Origin of the sequence: Streptomyces sp. NPDC007971 (assembly GCF_042958635.1) — a bacterium.
In the GTDB taxonomy this organism is placed as follows: domain Bacteria; phylum Actinomycetota; class Actinomycetes; order Streptomycetales; family Streptomycetaceae; genus Streptomyces.
The window spans coordinates 1-24,255 of sequence record NZ_JBIBJK010000036.1 but is presented as its reverse complement, the minus strand read 5'-3'; the positions used below and the strand labels follow the sequence as shown (position 1 = coordinate 24,255).

The following is a 24,255-nucleotide window of genomic DNA, read 5'->3' as shown; positions in this document are numbered from 1 at the left end:
CACCGGACACGAGCTGGACACCGACCGCCGCCAGACAGGGCCCCCCTCAGCGGTCGGTGGGCTCGCCGCGTGTGGACATACCGCCGGTCACGGTGGCAGCCGCGGTGCTGGTAGGGATGCTTGCCTGAACCCGGTTTCTCGGTTGCCCGGTGGGCGGAGCAGAGCCTGCGCCGGCGGCCAGGGATGCGCGATGTCCTGCCAGGCGGGGCGCACTTCGAAGGGCAGCGCGAGGGCCTTCATGCACTGGTAGGCGAGGCCGGACTCCAGCGGCCGGCACAGGCCCGACTCCCGCTCGCGCTTGATGCGCCCATGGACTCAGCGGTCGGCGCCCCGGCCGCTACGATCGGCGGCGAACCGGACCTCCAGCCCCGTGATGAGCGTGTCCATCACCAGCCGGAACATGTGGTCCCGATCAGGGCCCGGACGGTCTGCGACCGTAGCTTCGCCCGCGTCGCGAGCGACACCGGGGGGCTTGAGGGTCGCCCACTGCTGGAGCGAGCCGTTGAGTTCGGCGCTCAGGACACCGACGACGACGGCGACCATGAGAGCGGCGATTTCCGGTACCTCCGACTGTGATACTCCGGTAGCGGCCACGATCGCGGTGAGTGCGGTCCAGAACGGGTCGTCGGGCTGGATGAAGCCCGGCTGACTGAAGGAGTAGGCCATCAGCTTCGGGTGACGGTGCGCCAGCGTACGGAAGTCCGTGGCGAGCAGGCGGATGCGCTCCTGCCAGGGAGCGTCCTGAAGCGTCACGGTGCGGAACTGGGCGCCGACCATTCTCGCCACGCCGCGCAGCACGGCTTCCTTGTTCGGCACGTGGTGGTACAGCGACATCGGGTTCGCATCGAGCTCGGTCGCGAGTTTGCGCATGGTGAGCGCCTCGACTCCGTCCGCGTCGATGAGCCGCAGGGCGGCGGCATGGATCCCGGCCTCGGTCAGAGGCACGTCCCTCTTCCGCGTTCCCCGCGCGGGACGCCTCACCTGCTTTTCCATACCCCGTACGGTACCAGTTTCATACATCGTACGGAAATGACCTACATCACGGTGGCCAGGCAGGCCGCCGGGGTTGCCTCGAGTTTCCATACGGCGTACGGTACCAATTCCATACGGCGTATGTTTCTGTCTGGCGCCATGGCATTGACCAGCGCAACGCGCCCTTGCCCGTCCCCTCCACCTCCCTCCACGCAGAGGAGCAAGCCATGACCACGCACTCCGCGAACGACCTTCGCCCCATCCGGTCCCCGCGCGGCATACCCCTGCTCGGCCACACGCCGCAGATCCCCGACACCAACCCGGTGGAGTACTTCAACGAGCTGTCCAAGCAGTTCCCCGAAGGCATCTACGGCATGGACATCGCCGGCATCGAGCAGGTCTTCGTCTACGACCCGGACCTGGTGGCCGAAGTCTGCGACGAGACGCGGTTCTTCAAGCAGATCGAGAAGACGCCGCTGAGCCATGTGCGGGACTACACGGGGGCGGGCCTGTTCACGGCCCACCAGCACGAAGAGGAATGGGCCATGGCCCACCGGATCCTGCTGCCGGCCTTCAGCCAGCGGGCCATGAAGACCTACTTCGGTCAGATGCTGGAGATCGCCCAGAACCTGGTCGGCAAGTGGGAGAGCCGGGAGGGCCGGCCGGTCGCCGTCACCGACGACTACACCCGGCTCACCCTGGACACCATCGCTCTGTCCGGGTTCGGCTACCGCTTCCGGTCCTTCGACAAGGAGGAGCTGCACCCCTTCCTCAACTCGCTGCTGGAAGCGCTGATCGAGTCGATGCGGCGCTCCCAGGAACTGCCGATGATGACCAAGTTCCGGAAGGCGGACGACAGGAAGTACCGCGAGAACATCCAGCTGATGCGCGACCTGGTCGAGAGCGTGATCAAGGAGCGCCGCGAGGGGAAGGGCACCGGCGAGGAGGACCTGCTCGGCCTGATGCTGGAGGCCACCGACCCGGAGACCGGCAAGCTGCTCGCCGACGACAACGTCCGCGACCAGGTGGTCACCTTCCTGATCGCCGGTCACGAGACCACCAGTGGCCTGCTGTCGTTCGCCACGTACTCCCTGATGCGCAACCCGCACGTGCTGGCTCAGGCGTACGCCGAGGTGGACCGCCTGCTGCCCGGTGACACGGTTCCCGACTACGACACGATCATGCAGCTCGACGTGATCCCGCGGATCCTGGAGGAGACCCTGCGCCTGTGGGCTCCCATCCCGCTGATCGCCAAGGCGCCCATCGACGACACCGTCATCGGCGACCGGTACGAGCTGAAGAAGGGAACCAGGGCCAACATCCTCATGGGCGCCCTGCATTCCCACCCCAAGGCGTGGGACCGGCCGGAGGAGTTCGACATCGACCGGTGGCTGCCGGAGAACCGCGCCGAGCAGCACCCGCACGCCTACAAGCCGTTCGGCAACGGTGTGCGTGCCTGCATCGGCCGGCAGTTCGCGCTCACCGAGGCCCGCCTGGCGCTGGCGCTGGTGCTGCAGAAGTTCAGGTTCTCCGACACCACCGACTACAAGATGGACGTCCGCGAGGCCCTGACCCGCAAGCCCGGCGACTTCCAACTGGTCGTCCGCAAGCGTCAGGAGCACCAGCGGACCGTCTTCGGCGCCACCGACCCGCAGACCGGCGACACGCAGGCACAGACAGCGGTCAGCGGCGTCGGCGTCAACCTCACTGTCGCCTACGGCTCCAGCCTCGGCTCCTGCGAGGACCTGGCGCGCACCATCGCCGACCGCGGTGAGCGCTCCGGCTTCGGCACCACGCTGATGAGCCTGGACGATCTCGGCGACAACCTGCCCACCGAGGGCCTGCTCGCCGTCGTCGCCGCCAGCTACAACGGCAAGGCTCCCGACAACGCCCAGCGCTTCGACGACCTGCTCGCCGCCGGCCTGCCCGAAGGTGCGCTGTCGAATGTGCGGTTCGCGCTGCTGGGCGCCGGCAACACCCAGTGGGTGGCCACCTTCCAGGCATTCCCGAAGCGGATCGAGGAAGGTCTGCTGGCCGCGGGTGCCACCCCTGTCGTCGAGCGCGGCATCGCGGACGCCGCCGGTGACTTCGACGGCATGGCCAGTCGTTGGATGGACACCCTGTGGGCCACCCTGGCCGAGGAGTACGCCGCCGACACCTCCGCGGCGAGCGGTCCGCGCTACGAGGTCCAGCTGCTCACCGAGTCCGACGTGCGTCCCGCCATCGTCTCCGAGCAGGCGTACCCGGTCACGGTGGTGGCCAACGAGGAGCTCGTGGCCGACGCGACCGGTCTGTGGGACTTCAGCATCGAGCCGCCGCGCCCGTCCGCGAAGTCCATCACCGTCGAGCTGCCCGACAGTGTCACCTACGACACCGGCAACCACCTGGCCGTCTTCGCCAAGAACGAACACGCCCTGGTGGAGCGCGCGCTGAGGCGGCTCGGTGTCGAGTACGGCCAGGTGCTCCGGCTGGACCAGCCCGGCGGCGGCCGCACCCACCTGCCGGTCGGCACCCCGGTCACCGCCGGCATCCTGCTCACCGAGTTCCTCGAACTGCAGGACGTGGCCACCCGCTCCCAGATCCAGACCCTGGCCGAGCACACCCAGTGCCCCTGGACCCGGCCGCAGCTCCAGGCGTACACGGCCGACACGGAGGAGGCCGAGGAGCACTACCAGAAGGAGATCCTCGGCAAGCGGGTCTCGGTGCTGGGCCTCCTGGAGCGCTTGCCGGCCATCGAGCTGCCGCTGGCAGTCTTCCTGGAGATGATGGGCCCGATCCGCCCCCGCTTCTACTCCATCTCCTCCGCCCCGTCGGCCAACCCGCGCCATGTGCGCCTGACCGTCGGCCTCCTGGAGGGCCCGGCCCTGTCCGGCGACGGCCAGTACCGCGGCACCTGCTCCTCCTACATCGCCGGCCTCGAGCCCGGGGACGTCGTCTACGGCTACGTCCGAGTGCCCTCCCCGACCTTCGCCCCGCCCGCCGACCCCACTACGCCGCTGATCCTGATCGGCCCCGGCACCGGCATCGCACCGCTGCGCGGCTTCCTGGAGGAGCGGGCCTGGCAGCACCAGAACGGCACCGAGGTCGGCCTGTCGCAGGTCTTCGTCGGCTGCCGCCACCCGGAGCACGACTACTTCTACCGGCAGGAGATGCAGGACTGGGAGCAGGCCGGGATCGCGCAGATCCACACCGCCTTCTCCGCGGTGACCGGCCACCCGGCCCGGTTCGTGCAGAACGCCCTCGCCCATGCCGCCGACACGGTGTGGCAGGCCATCGAGGACGGCGCGTACATCTACGTCTGCGGTGACGGCCGCCGTATGGCACCCGCCGTCCGCGAGGCACTGGCCGCCATCCACCGCCAGAGGACCGGCTGCGACGACGAGACCGCCCAGCACTGGCTTGCCCAGCTGGAGGCGGACGAGCGCTACCAGCAGGACGTCTTCGCCTGACCCCCGCACGCCGTCAAGGCGCGCGACCCCCAGCCAGCCGGGAGGCGTGCGGCATCCCCCGCTGCCGGCCGTACGGCTCCCGGCCACCACAAGCCCCCCACAGACACCGACGGCACCCCTGGATTCCCATGGCCGGTGCCGCTCACAGAAAGCAGATCGTCATGGACACCATGCTCGCCGGACGCTTCCACCTGGACAGCAAGAAGTTCGCCGTGGAGGAGGTCCCCATCCCCGCACCGGGCCCGGGTGAGGTTCTCATCGAGGTGAAGGCCGCGGGCGTCTGCCTCTCGGACGTCCACCTGATCGACGGCTCGCTCATCCCGCTCTTCGCCACCTCCGACACGATCACCGTCGGCCACGAGGTCTCCGGTGTGGTCCACACACTCGGCCCCGACCTCAAGCGCGGCCTTACCACCGGCACCCGCGTCACCCTGGAAGCCGGCAAGACCTGCGGCAAGTGCGCCGGATGCGTGCGCCGCCGCCCCTGCACCCAGATGCTCACCGCCGGCATCGACTACGACGGCGGCTGGGCCGAGTACGTGATCGCCCGGGAGGACACCCTCATCCCCATCCCCGACAGCCTCCCCTTCGACCAGGCCGCGATCATCCCCGACGCGGTCTCCACCCCCTACGCCGCCGTCGTCACCACCGCCGGCGTCCGTCCCGCCCAGTCCGTCGGCATCTGGGGCGTGGGCGGAGTCGGCGCGCACAACGTACGCCTCGCCCGCCTGGTCGGCGCCGCACCGGTCATCGCCGTCGACCCGCTGCCCAGCGCCCGCGAGCGCGCCCTGGCCTTCGGTGCGGACTACGCTCTGGACCCGTCCGACCCCGACTTCGCCGACCAGGTCCGCGCGGCCACCGACGGACGGGGCCTGGACTTCGCTTTCGACTGCGCCGGCGTACCCGCCGTCCGTGAGCAGGCCGCCTCCGTGCTCGGCCTGGGCGGCTCCCTGATCCTGGTGGGCATCACCCCCAGGCCGCTCACCATCACCGAGGGCCTGACCTTCAACTACCTGCAGAAGCAGGTGCGCGGTCACTACGGCGGCACCCCGGAGTCGGTCTCCGAGCTCGTGCGGCTGACCGCGGCCGGCCGCCTCGACCTGGCCCCCTCCATCACGGATCACATCCCGCTCATCGACGCGGCCGACGCTGTCAGCCGTCTGGAGAACAAGATCGGCGACCCGATCCGCCTCGTCCTCGTCCCCTGACGCCCGTCAGCAGGACACCAAGCCACCCTGGGCAGGGGTGAGTGGGCGCCGGTGCTTGAGGGAGCACCGGCGCCCACGGCTTTCCGGCAACCGTCAAGAGAGGGAGCCATGCGGACGACCGACCGCGCGCACCGCACTCCGCAGCGCAGGGATGCTCACTCCAACCACAGACGCATCCTCGCGACCGCCCGGCAGCAACTGCGGGACGACCCGGACACGAGTCTCGACAGCATCGCTCAGGCGGCCGGCGTCGCCCGGCGCACCCTCTACGGACACTTCCCCAGCCGGGAGGCGCTGGTCGCCGACCTGAGGCAGGAAGCAGGACAAGCGGTCCAGCAGGCGTTCGCCGCAGCTCGCGTCCCGGATGCAGATCCTGTCGAGGCGATGGCACGCATGGTGCTGGCGGCATGGGCGGTGGGTGACCAGTACCGCATGCTCATCTCTCTGGGGCGTCGCCATCCGGGAGAGGCAGCCGTCCGCGCCACCCTGGCACCGGCCCGCGAAGAGGCCATCGCGAACATACGACGTGGTCAACACCAAGGCGTGTTCGCAGACCATGTGCCGGCACCCGTCCTCGCCCAGGCGCTGGAAGCACTGATGCTGGCCCTCGCCGAGGAGAACGCCGCGAGCATGTGGGCCGACCCCATGGGCGAGGCCGCGGCCACCGCGTTCCTCGTAGCCGCCGGCGTAGCACCACAGGCGGCCGCGCTTCAGGTGCAGGACGTTGTCAGGCGAGATCGGGCAGCGGGCGCCGGGTGACCTCATGGGCGTCGTCCGCAGCGAGGCCGAGCATGCGCAGGACCATCTCGGCCAGGTCGGAGGCGGCCTCGTCGCCGTCGAGGTCCGGGCGGTCCAGCCTGAGAGCCACGAGGGACAGCAGGGTGCCGCCCAGGGCGGACAGGGCCGTGGTCGCGTTGCCGCAGGTGAAGCGGCCCGAGGCGATGCCGATCTCCAGGTCGCGCAGGGCGCGCGGGGCGAGGCCGCTGTCGGAGTGGATGTGGGCCAGTCCGCGGTCACGCAGGATCCGCAGGAGTTCCGGGTGGGAGTCGGCCATCCGGGCGGTGAGCCGGAAACCGGCCGCGACCAGCTCGGCCGGGTCGTCGATGCCTGCCACGCGCGCGTCGATGACTCGCCCGAACTCCTCCAGGGCGTCGGACACCGCGGCGTCGAACAGCTCCGTCTTCGACTCGAAGTGGTTGTAGAAGGATCCGAAACCGACATCGGCGCGCTCGGCGATGGCCTGGATGCTGGCGCTGGTGTCCCCGGTCTCCGCGAGGATCTGCCGGGCCGCGTGGACGAGCGCCTGACGGGTCTCGGCGCGGCGCCGCTCGAAGCGGTTCTTGGGCGGGGCTGACGTCGGCATACGGCCCAGTGTAACGGCCGTGACGATAACTCTGCCACTACTGATGAGATCATCAATTATTTGGGCTGCCCCTATTGACGATGAGAATCGACAGAGTTGATGATTTCCTCATTACGGCAGTGTTGCTTGGAGGACACCATGTCCCACATCCCCGTTAACAAGGGCGGCCCTCTGACGCCCCACCAAGACCTCCACAGTGAGCAGGGCGCCCTGCGCGGAGAGCACCCCGGGCGAGCCCGGAATCCCGTGATCAAGGTGGCGGACCTGGCCTGGCTGGAGTTCGAGAAGCCGGACCTGGACCGGGCGGAGGTGTTCGCCCGTGACTTCGGCTTCGCGATCGCCGCCCGCACCCAGCACGAGCTGTGGCTGCGCGGCACGTTCGCAGGCTCTCCCTGCATGGTCATCCGGCGCGGGAGCGCCTCCCGCTTCCTCGGGCCGGCGTTCCGCGCGGCCGAGCGGGCCGATGTCGACCGGCTGGCCGCCGCCGTCGGACACACCGTCCGGGACATCGACGTCCCCGGCGGCGGACGGTCCGTCGCCCTGTTCGATCCCTCGGGCCTCCCGGTCCGGGTGGTGCACTGCGCCGAGCCGCTGCCCGCGCTGCCCGAGCAGCCGCCGCTGACCCTCAACACCGGCACCGAACCCCGCCGTACGAACACCACCCAGCGTCCGCCCCGCGAGCCGTCCCGCATCCAGCGCCTCGGCCATGTCGTGCTGGAGACACGGGCGTTCGCCCGCACCCTTCAGTGGTACCTGGACACCCTCGGGATGATCGTGTCGGACTTCCTGTTCCTGGACGGGCAGCGCGAGCGCGGTCCCACCATGGCGTTCATCCGCTGCGACCAGGGCAGCACGCCCGTGGACCACCACACCCTCGCCCTGCACCTCGGGCCCGGCACCGGCTACGTCCACTCCGCCTACCAGGTCACCGACCTCGACTCCATCGCCGCCGGCGGGGAGTACCTGGCCGAGCGCGGCTACCAGCGCAGCTGGGGCATCGGCCGGCACATCCAGGGCAGCCAGCTCTTCGACTACTGGCGCGACCCCGACCGCTTCATGCTGGAGCACTTCGCCGACGGCGACCTGTTCTCCTGCGACCTCGACCCCGGATGGGCGCCGATGTCGGCGAGCGGCCTGGCCCAGTGGGGTCCGCCGGTCACCCGCGACTTCCTGGGCACCAACCCCTCTCCCGCCAAGCTTCGCGAGGTCATGACGGCCCTGCGCGGCGACAACGAACTCGACCCCGCACGCCTGCTGGGCCTGATGAAAGCGATGAGCTCATGAGCACCAACGTTCTGCGCACCGCCGACGGCTGGTGGGCCGTCCGGGACGAACGCGCCGTCCGCATCGAGACCAAGGCGGTCACCACCGCCGAACTGCTCGCCGACCGGGCCGCCGTGCGGGAGGCGGCCGCCTCCGGCGAGAGCGACAGGCCCGTCGCCGACCTGGTGGCGCTGCCTCCGGTCACCACCCCGTGCCGGGTGGTGGCTCAGATGGTCAACTACCGCAGCCACGCCAAGGACTCTGGGTTCACCGGGGACATTCCGCCCACCTTCTTCCGCAAGGCGTCCGGCTCGGTCAGCGGCCCGCACGAGGCGATCGTCCGCCCGGCGCACGTGAACTTCCTCGACTACGAGGTGGAACTCGGCCTCGTCATGGGTGCGCGGCTGCCGGTGGGCACCGTTGTGGAGGAGCGGGACCTGCCTTCGTACGTCGCCGGGCTCGTCCTCACCAACGACGTCAGCGCCCGCGACGTCCAGCTGACCAAGACCCAGTTCTACGAGAGCAAGTCCTACCCGACCTTCACGCCCACCGGGCCGTACCTGGCCCTGCTGGAGCCCGAGGACTTTGCCCGTCTGATCGACCTGCGGCTGCGGCTGTCGGTCAACGGTGTACCACGCCAGGACCGCACCCTGGCGGACATGATCGTACGGCCCGCGCAGGCGCTCACCCTGCTCGCCCGCTTCCAGACCCTCGACCCGGGCGATCTGCTGCTCACCGGCACACCCGGCGGCACCGCCCTGAAGGCCCCGCCCAAGCCGGTCGAGAAGATCGCCGCTCTGCTGCCACCCGCGCTGAAGTGGAAGGCGTTCTTCAAAGGCCAGGCCAAGAACCCCCTGTACCTGCGTAATGGGGATCTCGTCACCGCCTCGATCTCCACCCCCGACGGGCGCATCGACCTGGGCGAGCAGCGGACCGCTGTGGCGGACGCGACGTGAGCGCCGCAGCCCGGAGACCGGTGGTGATCATCGGTGCGGGGCCCGTGGGCGTCACGGCCGCGCTCCTGCTGGCCCGGCACGGAGTGCCCAGCCTCGTCCTGGAACGCCACCGGGACGTCTATCCCCTGCCGCGCGCCGTCGTCGTGGACGACGAGGTCCACCGGATCCTGCAGAGCGTCGGCGTCCACGAGGAATTCGCCGCCCTCGCCCGGTCGGCGCGCGGGCTGCGGCTGCTGGACGCCCGGCACCGCGTGATCGCCGAATTCACACGATCCCGGCACGGGCATCATGGCTTCCCCCAGACCAGCATGTTCGACCAGCCGGACCTGGAGCGTCTGCTGCGCGAAGCTCTGGCGCGCCGCCCGGAGTGCGAGCTGCAGGGCGGGGTGGAGGTCGTGTCCGTCACGCAGGACACCGACGGGACGGCGCCGGTCCGGGTCACCTTCCGCCGCGACGGCAGCGACGAGGACGAGCACGTCTGGGCCGACGCCGTCCTCGGCTGCGACGGCGCCGGCAGCCTCACTCGCGACGCCATCGGCGCCGTATGGGAGGACCTGCACTTCGAAGAGAGCTGGCGGGTGATCGACATACGCACCAGCCGCCCGGTGCGGACCTGGGAAGGCGTCGACCAGATCTGCTGCCCCACCCAGCCCGCCACCTTCATGCGCCTCGGCGAGGACCGCTACCGCTGGGAGTTCCGGCTGCCCGCCGCCGTACACCTGGACGGCCCGGACGGCCGGGAACGCCTGCGCGAGCTGGTCGCCCCCTGGATGGACGCGCCGTCCGGCGCCGCGGGGGCCGACGACTTCGAGGTGATCCGGCAGGCGCAGTACACCTTCAGGGCCCGCCTCGCCGACCGGTGGCGCCGGGGACGCGTCTTCCTGCTGGGTGACGCGGCCCACCTCACGCCTCCCTTCATCGGGCAGGGTCTGTGCGCGGGCCTGCGCGACGCCCGAAACCTCACCTGGAAGCTCGCCCGCGTTCTCCAACAGGGCGCAGACGACGGGCTTTTGGATACCTACGAGCGCGAGCGCAAACCGCACGCCCGCCATGTGATCCGGCTCGCGGTGGCCGTGGGCTGGGCCATGACCGGTGGACAGGACCGCGGCGCGGCACTCCGACGGGCCGTCGTCGGTGCTGCATGCCGCGTCCCAGGCGTGACCGCGGCGGTGAGCCGCGACCTCAGCCCCGCGCTGACCGCCGGCCCACTGGTACGGCGCCGCCCCGGGCTCATCGGACGCGGGCTGACCGGCACCTTCTGCCCGCAGCCCTGGGTGATCGTCGACGGCAGGCGCATACGCCTGGACGACGTCCTCGCAGACTCCTTCGCCCTCCTGACCGCTGTGCCGCCCACCCCGCAGATGACGGCCGTGGCCACGGCACTTGACGCAGCCACGATCCACGTCGACGACCTGGACGACGACGGCACGCTGACCGCCTGGCTGGCACGCGGCCGGGCGGACGCCGCCCTGCTGCGCCCCGACCGCGTCGTGATGGACACCGTCCCCGCCGGGACCGGCCGCTTCCCGGACCCCACCGCCTGGGCCTCCCTGCTCCACACGGTCCGCCGTACCACGCAAGCCCGGCCCGACCCCCTGCCGAGGAGCACCGCACCGTGACCACCCCGCATCCCACACCACATCCGGAACCGTTCCTGCCGCCCGACCCGAAGACGGCCGCCGGCAGCCGCATCGCGGACTTCGCCCGCTGGGCCGCCCGGCACCAGGGCACCGAAGGGATCCAGGACCCCACCGACTACCGGGCACTGCACCACTGGTCCGTCACCGACCTGGAGGGGTTCTGGGCGGCGGTGTGGGAGTACTTCGACATCGACGCTGCCACTCCGTACGAGCGAGTGCTGGCCGAGGAGACCATGCCCGGCGCCCGCTGGTTCGCCGGCGCCACCCTCAACTACGCCCACCATGCGCTGCGCAACCTGCACTCGGACGCACCCGCGATCACCGCACTGGACGAGACCGGAGCCGGCTACGAGATCACGGGCCGCCAGCTCCGCGCCCAGGTCGCCTCCGTCGCCGCCACCCTCCGCGACCTGGGCGTCGGACAGGGCGACCGGGTGGTCGGCTACCTGCCCAACACCCCGCACGCCGTCATCGCCTTCCTCGCCACGGCCAGCCTGGGCGCGGTGTGGTCGGTGTGCGGCCAGGACTACGCTCCCAAGGCCGCGGCCGACCGCTTCGCCCAGCTCGAACCCACGGTGCTCATCACGGCGGACGGCTACCTCTTCAATGACACCCGCCACGACCGCCGCGCCGCCGCCCTCGAACTGGCCGACGCCCTGCCCACCCTGAAAGCCGCGGTGCTCGTGGACCACCTGGGCCTCACCTGGCCCGAGACCCAGCACACCAGCCTGACGGTGCCCTGGGACGACGCCGCCACCCGCACCGAATACCTCACCATCACCCCGGTGCCGTTCGACCACCCGCTGTGGATCGTCTTCTCCTCCGGCACCACGGGCTTGCCGAAGGGCATCGTCCACGGACACGGTGGCGTCCTGCTCGAACACCTCAAGATCCTCGGCCTGCACTGCGACCTGGGCGTCGGGGACCGCCTGCTGTGGTACACCACCACCCACTGGATGATGTGGAACCTGGTCGTCTCCACCCTGCTGACCGGCGCCACCACCTGCACCTACGACGGCAGCCCCGCGCCGGTGGCGCGCCCGGACATCCTGTGGGAGCTGGCGGCCCGCGACAAGGTCACCGTCTTCGGCACCAGCCCCCAGTACCTGCTGGCCATGGCCAAACTGGGCCTCGAACCCACCGTGCACGACCTGTCGGCCATCCGCGCCATCGGCAGCACCGGCTCCACCCTCCCCGCCTCCGCCTACCCCTGGGTCCGCGACCACGTGGGTGCAGGCATCCAGCTGGCCTCCACCAGCGGCGGCACCGACGTCGTCTCCGCCTTCGCCGGCAGCGCCCCCACGACCCCCGTCTGGGCGGGCGAGGTGTCCGCCCCCAACCTCGGTGTGGCGCTCGCGGCGTACGACGGCGCGGGACAGCCGGTCGTCGACCAGGTCGGCGAACTGGTCGTCACCCGCCCGATGCCGTCCATGCCGCTGTACTTCTGGAACGACCCGGACGGCAGCCGCTACCGCGACGCCTACTTCGGCGCCTACCCGGGTGTGTGGCGGCACGGCGACTGGATCACCCTCACCTCCCACGGCTCGGTGATCGTCCACGGCCGCTCCGACGCCACCCTCAACCGCAACGGCGTGCGCCTGGGCAGCGCCGACATCCACGACACCGTCGAACGCCTCCCCGAGATCACCGAGGCCCTCGTCATCGGCGCGGAGGAACCCGACGGCGGCTACTGGATGCCGCTCTTCGTGGTCCTCGCCGACGGGGTCGAGCTGGACGACGCCCTGCGCGAGAGGATCCGCGACGCCATCCGCACCGGCGCCTCGCCCCGCCACGTGCCCGACGAGATCCTCGCCGTGCCGGCCATCCCGCACACCAGGACCGGCAAGAAACTCGAGGTCCCGGTCAAGCGCCTCCTCCAGGGCGCCCCCGCCGAGCAGGTCCTCAATCCCTCGGCGGTCGACAACCCGGCCCTCGTCGCCTACTTCGCCGGCCTGGGAACCGAACGCCGTCAGGCCCGTCACCTGCACACCGTCAAGGACGCCTCATGAGCCTCTCCGCGGCCCTGACCTGTCTGATCGTGCTGATCTTCGTCCTGCTGGGCGTGGCCAAGATCATGGCGCTCGGTCCGATGCCCGAGCTGGCCGCCCATGCCGGCTTCACCACCGCCTCCTACCGGGTGATCGGTGCGCTGGAGCTGGCAGGCGCCAACGGCGTGGCCATCGGCCCGGTCCTACCTGTCTCCGGAGGGCTGGCCGGCCTCGGCCTGCTGATGCTGCTCGCCGGTGCTGTGACCACGCACGTGCGCAAGGGAGACCGGCTGCCCAAACTCGTCCCCGCGATGGTGTGCGCCGCACTGGTCACCTGGTATCTCGTGCTCCTTGCCGATGTCGGCTCGTGACGTTGGCTGAGGACTGTAGCGGCCTGTGATACGCAGACGGTCCTGCTCAGCGGCTGCTGCGCGTCGGCGGCGGAGGCCCTGAGTCCTGTGAGCGAGCCCGCGCCGGGGCTGGCACACTGAATCTGTGGTTCCGCTGATGACCGCGACCGATCAGGCCGCGTCCTCATCACTCACAGGCGCCGGCGTGGTGTCGACCTGCGCCCTGCTCTTCACCGTCGCGTCGTTCTGGTGGCTCAACGCCAGACAAGGGCGCCTGAAGACGTGGGAGCCTCACGCCTTCGCAGCGATCGTCCACTCATCCACGGCCCGCCTGCGGCTCCCGCTCGTCCTCCACAACACCGGCGCCAAGCCGATAGTCGTGCAGGACCTCATCCTGACCTTCCCTGACGAGCCCGCTTCTCACCTACCGCTGCTGTGGGTGTCCTCACCGTCTCGCCTCCAGCCCGGGCCGGACGAGGATGCGAAGCTGCCGGCCGGCTTCGTGGTGCCCGGCAGAGAAGCGCAACAGCTCTTCATCGAGTTCGAGGCACCGTTTTCCGGGTTCCTGCCGGAAGCCCGTGACTACAAGGTCCAACTGCAAGCGAGGGTCGGCCACCGCAAGGGGTGGCGCCGCCTGCTGACATTCACCCTGCGGGCCGCCAACATCACCGATCCGGATCGCTACACCGTCTACAACAACGCGCCGATCGAGCTGACGAAGGAAGATCAGAAAAGGGCGGATGCCGCACTCCTTGAGCTACTGGAAGAGCAAGGAGACGACTCCGCTCCGGGCGGCAGAAGACAGCGGCATTCCTCCCATGACGACGGCGACGCCGACACGAGCCGATGACGCAGCTCCCGCCGGCCGAGCAAGCACCTGCCGCGAGCAGAAGATCACGGCTACTGCGGCCACACCGGCCCGTGAGCCCGCGGGACGAGCGCCCTGACCAACGCCGAACGGCTGCCTTTCGGCAGTGGACGCCGACGGCGGCGTTCTCCAGAATCTGCAAGCCGGCCACCACGCAGGCGAAGCCGGTGCCCCGCCAACCGGCACACCGCGTCACCCCGAAGGAATGCGAAACTCGAATTCGGGACGGTCCCACGGCACGGCAGGCGGGTTCGCGAGCGCGGTCCCGGTCCGCACCGCACCGACCCGGTGGTAGAAGCCCTCGGCGGGAACGTGCGACACGACCTTGAGACGATCGATCCCGGCGGCACGGGCTTCGGACTGCATGTGCGCCACGAGCAGCCGTCCGATACCCCGCCCCTGCGCTTCGTCGGCGACGAACAGCAGGTCGAGCTCCGGTGGAGCGAGCACGAGCGAGTAGAACCCGAGGACCCGCCCTCCCTGCTCGTCGGCGCCGACGGCCACAAAGGCGCGGTGGGCCTCGATGTAATCAGGACCGACCCGGTAGCCCGCGACTGCGGCCGCGTACTTACCCTCGTAGGCGCCTGAACCACGCACGAGCCGCGTGAGACGTTTGGCATCCCGCGCGACGGCCCTCCGTATCGTGATCGGCCGGCTGACCGGGGAAGTACGTGAGCTCATCGGGAGAGTATTTCGCACCGGGGAGCGCCTTCGTGCGGCGGGTCGGCTGCTCGGGCAGGCGTTCCCGCACCGCTGCCGGGAACCACTCGTGCGAGCGCAACCGATCTCACGCCGAGGCCGCGCCGGAGCGCTCCGGTGCGGCCTCGGCGTCTCACGGCTCCGCGCGGAGGTCCCCGTCGGAACGGTTTCTGGCGGGCCTCACCGGATCACGGCGCCTCGCACACCACCGTCACCCGCGCTGACCGGTGCGCGGCGTCTCTCATGCCACCGTCACCGGCCTCGACGGTGCCGGTGCCCGTCGCGCCGGTTCGTTGCGTGCGTCGGGAGCGCGGCGGGTGTGCAGGCGGTGCAGGTATGCCTGGGCGCTGGGCAGGGTTTCCAGCAGGATCCGCTGCTGGCGCCGGATCCTCGTGAAGTGGGCGTCGGCCGCCTGGCGGGCGGCCGTGCGGTGCCGCAGGGCCGCCGGCGGCGGGCCTCCCTGCGGGTCTAGGGCGGCCAGCAGGGTGCGCAGCGGTGTCTCGCCCGGTTCGGGGGGCAGCCCGGCCCGATGCCCCTCCAGACAGGCCGACAGGGCGTCGGAGAGCGGCAGTTCGCGGTGTGCCCGCCAGAACGGCGTGTCGGCCCGCGGGGCGGCCCGGTACAGGAGCTGGGCCAGGTCGCCGGCCGCCGCCGCGTCGCCCGCCGCGGCCCGGTTGAAGCGGTCCGCCGGGGCGCGCAGGAACCGGCGGTCGGGGAAGTCGCGTACGAGGCGGCCGAGTTGGCGCAGTACGCCGGCGAGGCCGTCGTCGGCGAGCGGGTCGGCGGACCGTGCCGCCGGGCCGAGCGCCACGCAGTTGTGCACCCAGGCGCGACGGGCGGCACCGGCGGGACTGCTGTGGACGCGCACGTCGGCGCTGCCGGGGCGCAGACCCCACAGGGCGCACAGGGTGCGCACGGCATGCTCCTCGTCCGTCCACGCGCTCGCGCAGACGAGTCCGGCGCCGATCCGGTCCGGGAGCGGACGGTGCCAGGCCCAGCCGTACGGCAGGGCGGTGGCCGTGCCGTACGGCTCGATGCCGGCCACGGCGCTGTCGTGGGGCACGCTGACGGTGACCGTACGGTCGGTGAGCGGGTGCCCGGCCACTGCGGTGAAGGGTTCGTGCAGCACCCCGCCCAGCAGGAGGCTCGCCGGGCCGGTGCAGTCCAGGAAGAGGTCTCCCGCGAGCCGGGTGCCGCCGGTGGTGCACAGAGCGGTGAGCATGCCGTCGCCGTCCCGGTCCGCGCCCAGCGGCATGCCCTGTGCGGTGCGGACTCCGAAGCGCTGCACGGCCGTTCGGCGCAGTAACCGCGTGAGGAGTTCCGCGTCGGCGTGCCAGCCGTAGGGAACGGCGGCCCTGCCGTCGAGCCAGCGTGGCGACCTGAGGGCGTCCAGCAGCGGTGGCTCACGAAAACAGGCACGGTCCATCGGCTCGATGGTTTCACCCGTGCTGCGGCGCAGCCGCCAGAATTCCGACAGCGGGAACTCCTCGCATTCCGGCAGGGCCGCGAAAGGCCTGTCGAAAAAGTCCGGTGCATGGCCGGGCAGAGGATGCGGTGAGAGGTGTGCCGCTTTCCCGGTACGCCAGTTGACGTAGCGCACGGCGAGCGTGAAGGACGCCGAGCAGGCGCGCATCCACGTCTCCTCCTGGAGGCCCAGCCGGTCGAAGAGGTCCCCCTGCACCTGTGGCGCCAGGGCCACGACCCGGCCGCTCGCGTCGGCCGCCGGGGCGTCCTGCGGGGTTTCCAGCACCGTGACACCGACCGCCCGGCCGAACGTGGCGGCCAGCCGGGCGGCTGCGGCCCAGCCGGCGAGCGTGCCGCCGACGACCACGATCTCTCCGATACGGCTTTCCCGGTCCTCCGGGATATCCAGGCTGTCCATAAGGGAATTCTCGACGTCGATCCATATGCATTGCATAGGCGTTGTACAGCGCTTCTGTATCGCCCTGTACCGGTTCTGTACGGACGGATACAGAGCGGCCGGACAATGCGTACAGCGGGGAAAACCATTCTGTTTGTGCGGGGCCTGAGAGGGACCCCACACGAACAGGAGGAGAAATGTACGACGAGGTGAACTCCCTGAATCAGGTCCAGCACCCCCTGGAATATCTGACGGAGATCGAGAAGGCCGCGGCACTGGACCAGGAACTCTTGCTGCGGGATGCCGGGACGCCGTGGGGGGATCTGCTGGCGGCCTATGTGGACACGCTGAACGAACTGGCCGTGCGGGGGATGGAGGAGACCGGGTACGTCGCCACGTACGGACTGGACGAGGGGCACGCGGGCGGATGCGGCTGAGCCCGTGACACGCGGGAGCCCGGGCGGCCGGCCGGAGGAACGGCCGGCCGCCCGGGCCGGGGAGGGGAAGACGCGGCGGCGCGGCGGATCAGACGATCAGGCCACGGCGGGGTGCCGGTCGTACGGCCGGAGCCGGGACGCGGCCGGGCAGTGCCGGCGTGCGAACAGCCGTACCAGCGGCATCAGCCGGTAGCAGGGCTCGCCGCGGCGCGCTCCGGACCCGTCCCCGCTCGGGGACGCCGTCAGCAGCCGTGCGTCGACGAGCTGTTCCAGCAGGTCCTCGGCGTGCCTCGGGGCGAGGTCGAGCAGCGCGGCGGCGTCCTCGACGGTGAGCCGGGACGGACCGGTCGCCGCGAGTGCGCCGAGCGCCCCGGCGGCGGCGGGGGTGAGCGCGCCAAGGGCGCTGCGCAGTCCGGTGCCGATGTCGAGAGCGCCGATCCGCAGCTCGTCGAGGCGGTCCTCCTCGGGCGCGAGGCGGTCGGCGAGACGGGCGACCGGCCAGTGCGGGCGGGTGGCGAGCCGGGCGCCGGCGATCCGCAGTGCGAGCGGCAGCCGTTCGCAGAACTCGGCCACCCGCAGGGTCGCTTCGGGTTCCGCGGCGAGCCGCTCGGCGCCCGCCGCCGACGCGAGGAGTTCGGCCGCCTCGGCCGGGCTCATGGGGCCGAGGCGGACCAGCCGCACGGCGTCCAGCGAGGCGAGCGAGGGGTGGGTGCCGGTGACGACGGTGCGGCTCGGGCCGCCGGGCTGCAGCGGCCGTACCTGGGCGTCGTCCGCGGCGTTGTCCAGGACGACCAGCATGCGCCGGTTCGCGGCCAGCGTGCGGTAGAGCTGCGCCCGTTCGTCGACGCCCTCGGGCAGCCGGTCGCCGTCGGCCCCGAGCGCCCGCAGGAACCAGCCCAGCACCTCGCGGGGCTCGCGCCGGCCGCCGTCGCCGGTGCGCAGGTCCGCGTACAACTGGCCGTCGGGAAAGTCCCCCCGGCACACCTCGCCGACCCGCAGCGCCAGCGCGGACGTCCCGGTCCCGGGCGCCCCCGCGACCACGACGTCGTGGCGGGCGCGCAGCGCGCCGGTCACCTCCTCCAGCGCCGTGCCGCGCCCGACGAAGCCGGCCGGGGCGGAGGGCAGCAGCGCCGGCGCGAGGGGTCCGACGACGCCGGAGGGCGCGATCGCCGGGTGCTGGGCAACGGGGTAGGGGGCGGGCGCGTGCGAAGCAGCCGGGTGGGTAGCGGGGCTCGCCGGGTGGGCGGCGGCTCGGGGCGGAGCAGCCGGGTGGGCGGCGGGGCTCGGAACAGCCGGGTGGGCGGCGGCTCGGGGCGGGGCGGCCGGGTCCGCCGTGGCGAGGATTTCCGCGGCGCCCTTCGTGGCAGGGCTGCCGGCCGCGGTCTGCGGCCCCCGTCCCTGCACCGGGCTCGTCGTCGCGGCCCGCGGTGCGGCCGGGGGATGCGGGAGGGTGCCGGTGAGGATCTGCTGGTGGAGGGTGCGCAGGGCGGGGCCGGGATCGATGCCGAGTTCGTCGGTGAGGAGGCGGCGTCCTTCGTCGTAGACGGACAGCGCGTCGGCCTGCCGGCCGCAGCGGTACAGCGCGGTCATCAGCTGGCCGCGCGGCCGTTCGCGCAGCGGCTGGTCGCGGACCTGGCCGGTGAGCGCGGGGACGAGGTCGCCGTGGCGGCCGAGGGCGAGCGCCGCCTCGGTGTGCTCCTCCTGCGCGGCGAGCCGGGCCTCCTCCAGACGTGGCCCCTCGGCCCGGGCGAGCTGCTCGGTGACGTCGCCGAGTGCCGGGCCACGCCAGAGCGCGAGGGCCTCGGCGAGGCTGCGTTCGGCGTCGGCGAAGCGCCCGGCGCGCAGGTGTTCGCGGCCCGTGTCGGTGTGTTCGCGGAAGGTGTGCCAGTCGAGGGCGGCTCCGGCCGGGTCCATCCGGTATCCGGTGCCGTGGCGGGTCAGGCGGGGACCGGGGCCGAGGCGGGTGCGCAGCCGGGACATGTAGGTGTAGAGCTGTCGGGTGCTCGTGGCGGGCGGGTCCCAGCCCCAGAGCAGGGTGGTCAGCCGCTCGTCCGTGACGAGCCGGCCCTGCGCGAGCAGCAGCACCGCGAGGGTGGCCCGCTGCTTGGCGCCGTCGAGGGGTACGGGGTGCCCGTCGCGTTCGGCGGACACGGGGCCGAGAATCCTGAACTCCATGTGGGCCTCCGCGGGTGCACGGGCCCGTTGCGGTCCCGGGCCGTATGTCGCGAAAAGCTACTGACCTGCGGTTTTTCCTGGCCCTCAGATCGATTTCGAGGATGCGAAACAGCTTCGAAAGCGGCGTAAAAAGGCGACTCCGTAGCGTTCTCGGCATCACCCCGGGCGGCGCCCGGGACTGCCGGGAACCGAGGTCGGGAGGACCGCATGAACCGCCTTTTCCACACCGCCAGGAGGACCGCCGTGACCGCTCCGCTGGGCCGGCTCGCGGCCGGTGCCGTGCTGCTGCTCGCCGCGGCCGGCACGGTCGGGGCCGCACAGGGCATGAACCCCCACGCCGACCGCTCGCCGGCCGGGGTCGGCGCGGACCACCACCGGGGGACGTCGGTGCGGGCCGCGGACGATCCCTGGACGGTGGCGCACAAGGTCGTGCAGCGCGACGACCCCTGGACGTCCGCCCCCGCCACCCCGCTGCGCGACGACCCGTGGACGTGACCGGCGGGTCCCGGTGACGGCAGATCCCGGTGACGGCAGATCCCGGTGACGGCAGATCCCGGTGACGGCAGATCCCGGTGACGGCAGATCCCGGTGACGGCAGTCCAGGTGAAGACCGGTCACGGCGAAAGACGGTCACGGTGAAAGACGGCCGGGGTGAAGACCGGTCACGGTGAAGGCCGGCCCCGGTGAGGACCGGTCAGGGTGACGGCAGGTCCCGGTGGCGCCCGGTCACGGGCGGGCGAGGCCGAACAGCACGCGGGTGTCGGCCGGTTCGTCCTGTCCGAGCACCGCCAGCAGCCGGTCCACGCGGTCCCGCCAGGGCCGTACGCCGACGTCGGCGAAGAGTTCACCCGCTGTGCGCAGGGTCGAGGCAGCACCCGCCCGGTCCGTGCGCAGCATCAGCACACAGCCGAGGAGGACGGCCGCCCGTGCCTGGACGTACCGGTCCGGCACCTGTTCGGCGGCCTCTACCGCGTCCCGCAGCACCGTCTCGGCCTCCGCGAGCCTGTCCTGGCACCACAGTGACTCCCCCAGCGCGCGCAGCACATGCGCCTCGCCCCGCCGGTCGCCGCTGTCGAGCACCAGCTCCAGCGCGCGCCGGCACGCTTCCTCGGCCCGTTCCCCGGCTCCCTGCTGGATGAGCGCCTCGGCGAGCCGCACGGTGCTCTGTGCCTCGCCGCGCGCCACGCCGAGTCCGCGGCTCTTGACCACCGCCTCCGACGACAGCAGCAGGCTCGCCTGCGCATCGCCCCGCTCCAGCTCGATCTGTGCGAGCAGCCCCAGCACATGGGCCTCGGCGTAGTGGTCGCCGACCTCGCGGAAGATCTCCAGGGCGTCCCGGCCCAGTTCGAGGGCGCGGTCGGGGTCCGAGCGGTGTCGTGCGCACAGGGCGAGGTTGCGCAGCACGAGCGCACGGCCCTGGTGCCGGTCCAGTTCCTCGAACATGCGCAGTGCCGGTGTCAGCCGTTCGCCGGCGGAGTCGAAGTCCCACTGGATGATCTCCAGGGTGCCCAGGGACTGCAGCAGTGCCGCCTCGCCCAGCCGGTCCCCCGTGCGGCGGACCGCCACCAAAGCGCTCTCGGCGCAGTCCCGCCAGTCCTCCAGGTAGTTGCGGTTCTGGAAGAGGGTGACCGCGGTGACGGCCAGGTCCCATGCGTGGGAGGACTCGTCCTGCCGGGCCAGCTGGTCGACGAGCGCCGTGAGCGCGAGCCGCTCGGTCTCGAACCAGCCCATGGGGTCCTCCAGCAGGCTGTCCACGAGGTGGGCAGGGAGTTCCCGCAGCGATGCCGGACCGTGGACGACGGTGTAGTCGCCGCCGTACATCCTGCGGTGCGCCTCACGGGCGAGGGCGAGCGAGGTGCCGCCCACCCGCCGTACGCCGGCGCGGCGTTCGGTGTCGCTGTCCTCCTCCAGGGCGCGTTCGCGGGCGAACAGCCGCAGCAGGTCCTGGAAGCGGTAGCGGACGTGACCGACGCCGACGCTGACGGGTTCCAGCAGCTGGGCGTCGACCAGCTGCTCGATGAGGTCCTCGGCGTCGACGGGATCGAGGTCGAGCAGGGCGGCGCCGGTCCACGCGGAGAACTCGGGGACGCTGAGCACGCCGAGCAGCCGGAACATGCGTGCGGTGTCGGCGGGCAGGCCGCGGTAGCTGAGCCGCAGGCCGGCACGGACGCCGCGGGAGTCGATGCTGAGTTCGTCGAGTCTGCGGTGCTGGTCCTCCAGGCGTGAGACCAGGGTCCGTACCGACCAGTGGGGTTTGGCGGCGAGCCGGGCGGCGGCGATCCGCAGCGCCAGCGGCAGCCGGTCGCACAGCTCGCTCAGCCGTGCCGCGCCGACCGGGTCGGCGGCGAAGCGGTCGTCGCCCGCGACCCGCGAGAGCAGGGTGATCGACTCGTCCTGTTCGAGGGAGCCGAGGTGGAGGGGAACGAAGGCGTAGTCGCCGGCCAGGGCGCCGCCCATGCTGTCGCGGCTGGTGACCAGGACGCAGCAGCGTGAGGTGCCGGGCAGCAGCGGGCGTATCTGCGCGAACGAGCGGGCGTTGTCGAGGACGATCAGGACCCGCCGCCCGTCCAGGACGCTGCGGAAGAGCGCGGTGCGCTCGACCTGGTCGGCGGGGATCTGCGGGCCGGGAACACCGAGGGCGCGCAGGAACCGGTCCAGGACGGCACTCGGTCTGCGGGGTGCCTCGTCCTCGTCGTACCCGCGCAGGTCGGCGAAGAGCTGGCCGTCGGGGAAGCGGGCGAGGACCTGGTGGGACCAGTGGACGGCGAGCGCGGTCTTGCCGACGCCGCCGGTGCCGGTGATGGAGCCGACGGGCAGCGCGGCGCCGTCGACGTGGTCCAGGAGCCGGTCCAGGGTGGCGAGTTCGTCGCGGCGGCCGGTGAACGAGGCGGGGGCGGGCGGCAGGTGGGCGGGCACGATGGTGGCCGGTGCGAGGGTGATGTGTTCGGCCGGCGGCACCAGCGCCGGGGAGTCGGCGAGGATCTCCTCGTGCAGGTCCTGCAGGGCGGGGCCGGGGTCGATGCCGAGTTCGTCGGCGAACAGCCGCCCGGACTCGCGGTACGTCTCCAGGGCCTCGGCCCGCCGGCCGCAGCGGTACTGCGCCAGCATCAACTGGGCGACGGCCTGTTCGCGCAGCGGGTTCTGGCGGACGAAGCGGCCCAGCTCGGCGACGAGTTCGCCGTGCTGGCCGAGTTCCAGGCGGGCGGCGGTGAGTTGCTCGTACACGTCGAGGCGCAGCTCGGTCAGGCGGGTCGCCTCGGCCTCCACGCGCTCGGCGGTGACGCCCTCCAGGGCGGGCCCGCGCCACATGGCGAGGGCCTCCTCGAAGCGGGCGCGGGCCTCCTCCAGGTCGCCCCGGCGGGCGGCGGCCTGTCCCTCGGCGGCCCGTTCCTCGAACTCGACGGCGTCGATGCGGTGTTCGCCTGCGAAGAGCATGTAGCCGGGGTGACTGGTGACGAGGACGCCGTCGACGCCGAACGCGGTCTTGAGGGACTTGCGCAGCGCGGAGACGCAGATGGCGATCTGGTTGCGGGCGGTGGCGGGTGGCTCGCCGTGCCAGACGGCGTCGGCGAGCGTGTCGACGGAGACGACCCGCCCGGGGGCGAGCAGGAGCATCGACATGATGGTGCGCTGGCGGCCGCCCTGCAGGGACATCGGACGCCCCTCTGCGCTGATGTCCAGCGGTCCCAGGATCCTGAACACCACCTGAAGCACGGCTGCCTCCCGACTCCGGCCGCAGCCGTACCCGTACGGCCCGTTTCGCCGCTTTCTGACTGATTAGCAAGGTGCCCGGCGGGGCCGCAACGAGGACGGCAGCAAGCTGCCAGTCGCGGCCGTGCTCAGGCGCGGGCCCGCCAGGACGCGGGGGGCGGGGCCGCGGGGCGGTGCCAGCGGGCGGGCGCCGGGGCCCGGTCGGCGGCCGCCTCGGCGGCGGCTTCGGCGGCGGCTTCGGCGGGGGGCACGGTGAGGGCGGTGAGGAGCGCGGCGACCGCCGCGACCTCCTCGGGGGTGGGGTTGCCGCCGATGACGCGGAAGAGGGCGGGGCCGAGCGGCCCTTCGAGCGCGGGCGCGGCCGGGGTGGTGCTGGACGTGCGGGCCATGGGGCCTCCTCACATCGGGGGGTTGCCGTGTTTGCGGGTGGACAGGTCGGCGTGCTTGGTGCGCAGCATGGTGAGGCCCGCGATCAGCGCGGAGCGGGTGTCGGCGGGGTCGATGACGTCGTCGACCAGTCCGCGTTCGGCCGCGTAGTACGGGTGCATCAGCTCGGCCTTGTACTCCTTGACCAGTTGCTGCCGCATCGTGTCGGGGTCGTCGGCGGCCTGGATGCGTCGCCGGAAGACGACGTTGGCGGCGCCCTCGGCGCCCATCACCGCGATCTCGTTGGCGGGCCAGGCCAGGGAGAGGTCGGCGCCGATGGACCGGGAGTCCATGACGATGTACGCGCCGCCGTACGCCTTGCGCAGGATGACCTGGACGCGGGGCACGGTGGCGTTGCAGTAGGCGTAGAGCAGTTTGGCGCCGTGCCGGATGATCCCCCCGTGCTCCTGGCCGACACCGGGCAGGAAGCCGGGGACGTCGACGAGGGTGACCAGGGGGATCGAGAAGGCGTCGCAGAACTGGACGAAGCGGGCCGCCTTCTCGGAGGAGTGGATGTCGAGGACGCCGGCGAGGGAGCGGGGCTGGCTCGCGACGATGCCGACGACCCGGCCGCCGAGCCGGGCGAGGGTGGTGATCACGCTGGTGGCCCAGCGTTCGTGGACCTCCATGTGCTCGCCGTCGTCGACGACTTCGGCGATGACCTCGCGCATGTCGTAGGGGCGGCTGCCGTCGAGCGGCACCACCTCGCGCAGCCGTTCGCAGCGCCGATCGGCGGGGTCCGCGGACGGGGCGGCGGGTGGTGCCTCGCGGTTGTTCTGCGGGAGCAGGGAGAGGAGGTAGCGCACCTCGGCGATGCACGTCTCCTCGTCGTCGTAGGCGAAGTGGCACACGCCCGAGGTCTCCGCGTGCACGTCCGCGCCGCCGAGCC

Annotated in this window: 19 protein-coding genes; 11 read left to right on the top strand and 8 right to left on the bottom strand. The window is 71.8% G+C overall.

Annotated features, from left to right (window positions below):
* Nucleotides 1–315: 315 nt before the first annotated feature.
* Nucleotides 316–945, bottom strand: a complete 630-nt coding sequence (locus ACFZCP_RS43380; RefSeq protein ID WP_391442276.1) for a TetR family transcriptional regulator — start codon at nucleotides 943–945, stop codon at nucleotides 316–318.
* A 254-nt stretch (nucleotides 946–1,199) separates the two neighbouring features.
* Here ACFZCP_RS43380 and ACFZCP_RS43375 point away from each other — a divergent pair, with 254 nt between their 5' ends.
* From ACFZCP_RS43375 to ACFZCP_RS43365, 3 genes are all read left to right on the top strand, one after another.
* Entirely contained in the window at nucleotides 1,200–4,421 is a 3,222-nt protein-coding gene (locus ACFZCP_RS43375; RefSeq protein ID WP_391442275.1) for a cytochrome P450, read from the top strand.
* A gap of 161 nt (nucleotides 4,422–4,582) precedes the next feature.
* Entirely contained in the window at nucleotides 4,583–5,629 is a 1,047-nt protein-coding gene (locus ACFZCP_RS43370) for a zinc-binding dehydrogenase (protein ID WP_391442274.1), read from the top strand.
* A 108-nt stretch (nucleotides 5,630–5,737) separates the two neighbouring features.
* Entirely contained in the window at nucleotides 5,738–6,388 is a 651-nt protein-coding gene (locus ACFZCP_RS43365; RefSeq protein ID WP_391442273.1) for a TetR family transcriptional regulator, read from the top strand.
* Here the strand turns inward: ACFZCP_RS43365 and ACFZCP_RS43360 are convergent.
* The gene (locus ACFZCP_RS43360) at nucleotides 6,357–6,992 is read right to left on the bottom strand and encodes a TetR family transcriptional regulator (RefSeq protein WP_391442272.1); all 636 of its coding nucleotides are present in this window, start codon (nucleotides 6,990–6,992) and stop codon (nucleotides 6,357–6,359) included. The genes ACFZCP_RS43365 and ACFZCP_RS43360 overlap by 32 nt on opposite strands.
* A gap of 138 nt (nucleotides 6,993–7,130) precedes the next feature.
* On the opposite strand from ACFZCP_RS43360, the gene ACFZCP_RS43355 reads away from it, so the two are divergent.
* The 6 genes from ACFZCP_RS43355 (at nucleotide 7,131) to ACFZCP_RS43330 (ending at nucleotide 14,039) form a co-directional block, all read left to right on the top strand.
* Nucleotides 7,131–8,276 carry a VOC family protein gene (locus ACFZCP_RS43355; protein WP_391442271.1) on the top strand — a complete coding sequence of 382 codons (1,146 nt, stop codon included), beginning with the start codon at nucleotides 7,131–7,133 and terminating at the stop codon, nucleotides 8,274–8,276.
* Nucleotides 8,273–9,211 (top strand): fumarylacetoacetate hydrolase family protein, encoded by a 939-nt coding sequence (locus tag ACFZCP_RS43350; RefSeq protein ID WP_391442270.1) that lies wholly within the window; start codon nucleotides 8,273–8,275, stop codon nucleotides 9,209–9,211. The genes ACFZCP_RS43355 and ACFZCP_RS43350 overlap by 4 nt, the downstream gene beginning before the upstream one ends.
* Nucleotides 9,208–10,830 carry a bifunctional 3-(3-hydroxy-phenyl)propionate/3-hydroxycinnamic acid hydroxylase gene (locus ACFZCP_RS43345; protein ID WP_391442269.1) on the top strand — a complete coding sequence of 541 codons (1,623 nt, stop codon included), beginning with the start codon at nucleotides 9,208–9,210 and terminating at the stop codon, nucleotides 10,828–10,830. Before ACFZCP_RS43350 ends, ACFZCP_RS43345 begins: the two co-directional genes overlap by 4 nt.
* Nucleotides 10,827–12,860 carry an acetoacetate--CoA ligase gene (locus ACFZCP_RS43340; RefSeq protein ID WP_391442268.1) on the top strand — a complete coding sequence of 678 codons (2,034 nt, stop codon included), beginning with the start codon at nucleotides 10,827–10,829 and terminating at the stop codon, nucleotides 12,858–12,860. The genes ACFZCP_RS43345 and ACFZCP_RS43340 overlap by 4 nt, the downstream gene beginning before the upstream one ends.
* Complete coding sequence (locus ACFZCP_RS43335) at nucleotides 12,857–13,210, top strand: DoxX family protein (protein ID WP_391442267.1); 354 nt, start codon at nucleotides 12,857–12,859, stop codon at nucleotides 13,208–13,210. Before ACFZCP_RS43340 ends, ACFZCP_RS43335 begins: the two co-directional genes overlap by 4 nt.
* 136 nt (nucleotides 13,211–13,346) lie before the next feature.
* Nucleotides 13,347–14,039: a hypothetical protein gene (locus ACFZCP_RS43330; RefSeq protein ID WP_391442266.1), complete on the top strand. Its 693-nt coding sequence runs from the start codon at nucleotides 13,347–13,349 to the stop codon at nucleotides 14,037–14,039.
* 210 nt (nucleotides 14,040–14,249) lie between these two features.
* Here the strand turns inward: ACFZCP_RS43330 and ACFZCP_RS43325 are convergent, their stop codons facing one another.
* Nucleotides 14,250–14,738 carry a GNAT family N-acetyltransferase gene (locus ACFZCP_RS43325; RefSeq protein ID WP_391442265.1) on the bottom strand — a complete coding sequence of 163 codons (489 nt, stop codon included), beginning with the start codon at nucleotides 14,736–14,738 and terminating at the stop codon, nucleotides 14,250–14,252.
* Between the two features lie 259 nt (nucleotides 14,739–14,997).
* Nucleotides 14,998–16,638 (bottom strand): tryptophan 7-halogenase, encoded by a 1,641-nt coding sequence (locus tag ACFZCP_RS43320; RefSeq protein ID WP_391442264.1) that lies wholly within the window; start codon nucleotides 16,636–16,638, stop codon nucleotides 14,998–15,000.
* A gap of 176 nt (nucleotides 16,639–16,814) precedes the next feature.
* On the opposite strand from ACFZCP_RS43320, the gene ACFZCP_RS43315 reads away from it, so the two are divergent.
* Entirely contained in the window at nucleotides 16,815–17,054 is a 240-nt protein-coding gene (locus tag ACFZCP_RS43315) for a DUF6269 family protein (RefSeq protein ID WP_391442263.1), read from the top strand.
* 96 nt (nucleotides 17,055–17,150) lie between these two features.
* On the opposite strand, the gene ACFZCP_RS43310 is transcribed toward ACFZCP_RS43315, so the two are convergent.
* Nucleotides 17,151–19,229, bottom strand: coding sequence for a BTAD domain-containing putative transcriptional regulator (locus ACFZCP_RS43310; protein WP_391442262.1), 2,079 nt, complete (start codon nucleotides 19,227–19,229; stop codon nucleotides 17,151–17,153).
* A gap of 207 nt (nucleotides 19,230–19,436) precedes the next feature.
* Here ACFZCP_RS43310 and ACFZCP_RS43305 point away from each other — a divergent pair, with 207 nt between their 5' ends.
* Nucleotides 19,437–19,724 (top strand): hypothetical protein, encoded by a 288-nt coding sequence (locus ACFZCP_RS43305; protein WP_362701443.1) that lies wholly within the window; start codon nucleotides 19,437–19,439, stop codon nucleotides 19,722–19,724.
* Nucleotides 19,725–19,955: 231 nt separating this feature from the next.
* Here the strand turns inward: ACFZCP_RS43305 and ACFZCP_RS43300 are convergent, their stop codons facing one another.
* The 3 genes from ACFZCP_RS43300 to ACFZCP_RS43290 all read right to left on the bottom strand — a co-directional run.
* Entirely contained in the window at nucleotides 19,956–22,943 is a 2,988-nt protein-coding gene (locus ACFZCP_RS43300; protein ID WP_391442261.1) for a BTAD domain-containing putative transcriptional regulator, read from the bottom strand.
* 125 nt (nucleotides 22,944–23,068) lie between these two features.
* Entirely contained in the window at nucleotides 23,069–23,329 is a 261-nt protein-coding gene (locus ACFZCP_RS43295; RefSeq protein ID WP_391442260.1) for an acyl-CoA carboxylase epsilon subunit, read from the bottom strand.
* A 9-nt stretch (nucleotides 23,330–23,338) separates the two neighbouring features.
* On the bottom strand, nucleotides 23,339–24,255 hold a 917-nt coding region (locus ACFZCP_RS43290), incomplete at its 5' end, for a carboxyl transferase domain-containing protein (RefSeq protein WP_391442259.1).

Bases quoted from the DNA above. Each gene is read 5' to 3' on its own strand.
- ACFZCP_RS43375 (WP_391442275.1), top strand. From the start codon at position 1,200: ATGACCACGCACTCCGCGAACGACCTTCGCCCCATCCGGTCCCCGCGC.
- ACFZCP_RS43370 (WP_391442274.1), top strand. From the start codon at position 4,583: ATGGACACCATGCTCGCCGGACGCTTCCACCTGGACAGCAAGAAGTTC.
- ACFZCP_RS43365 (WP_391442273.1), top strand. From the start codon at position 5,738: ATGCGGACGACCGACCGCGCGCACCGCACTCCGCAGCGCAGGGATGCT.
- ACFZCP_RS43360 (WP_391442272.1), bottom strand. From the start codon at position 6,992: ATGCCGACGTCAGCCCCGCCCAAGAACCGCTTCGAGCGGCGCCGCGCC.
- ACFZCP_RS43355 (WP_391442271.1), top strand. From the start codon at position 7,131: ATGTCCCACATCCCCGTTAACAAGGGCGGCCCTCTGACGCCCCACCAA.
- ACFZCP_RS43350 (WP_391442270.1), top strand. From the start codon at position 8,273: ATGAGCACCAACGTTCTGCGCACCGCCGACGGCTGGTGGGCCGTCCGG.
- ACFZCP_RS43335 (WP_391442267.1), top strand. From the start codon at position 12,857: ATGAGCCTCTCCGCGGCCCTGACCTGTCTGATCGTGCTGATCTTCGTC.
- ACFZCP_RS43330 (WP_391442266.1), top strand. From the start codon at position 13,347: ATGACCGCGACCGATCAGGCCGCGTCCTCATCACTCACAGGCGCCGGC.
- ACFZCP_RS43325 (WP_391442265.1), bottom strand. From the start codon at position 14,738: ATGAGCTCACGTACTTCCCCGGTCAGCCGGCCGATCACGATACGGAGG.
- ACFZCP_RS43320 (WP_391442264.1), bottom strand. From the start codon at position 16,638: ATGGACAGCCTGGATATCCCGGAGGACCGGGAAAGCCGTATCGGAGAG.
- ACFZCP_RS43315 (WP_391442263.1), top strand. From the start codon at position 16,815: ATGTACGACGAGGTGAACTCCCTGAATCAGGTCCAGCACCCCCTGGAA.
- ACFZCP_RS43310 (WP_391442262.1), bottom strand. From the start codon at position 19,229: ATGGAGTTCAGGATTCTCGGCCCCGTGTCCGCCGAACGCGACGGGCAC.
- ACFZCP_RS43305 (WP_362701443.1), top strand. From the start codon at position 19,437: ATGAACCGCCTTTTCCACACCGCCAGGAGGACCGCCGTGACCGCTCCG.
- ACFZCP_RS43295 (WP_391442260.1), bottom strand. From the start codon at position 23,329: ATGGCCCGCACGTCCAGCACCACCCCGGCCGCGCCCGCGCTCGAAGGG.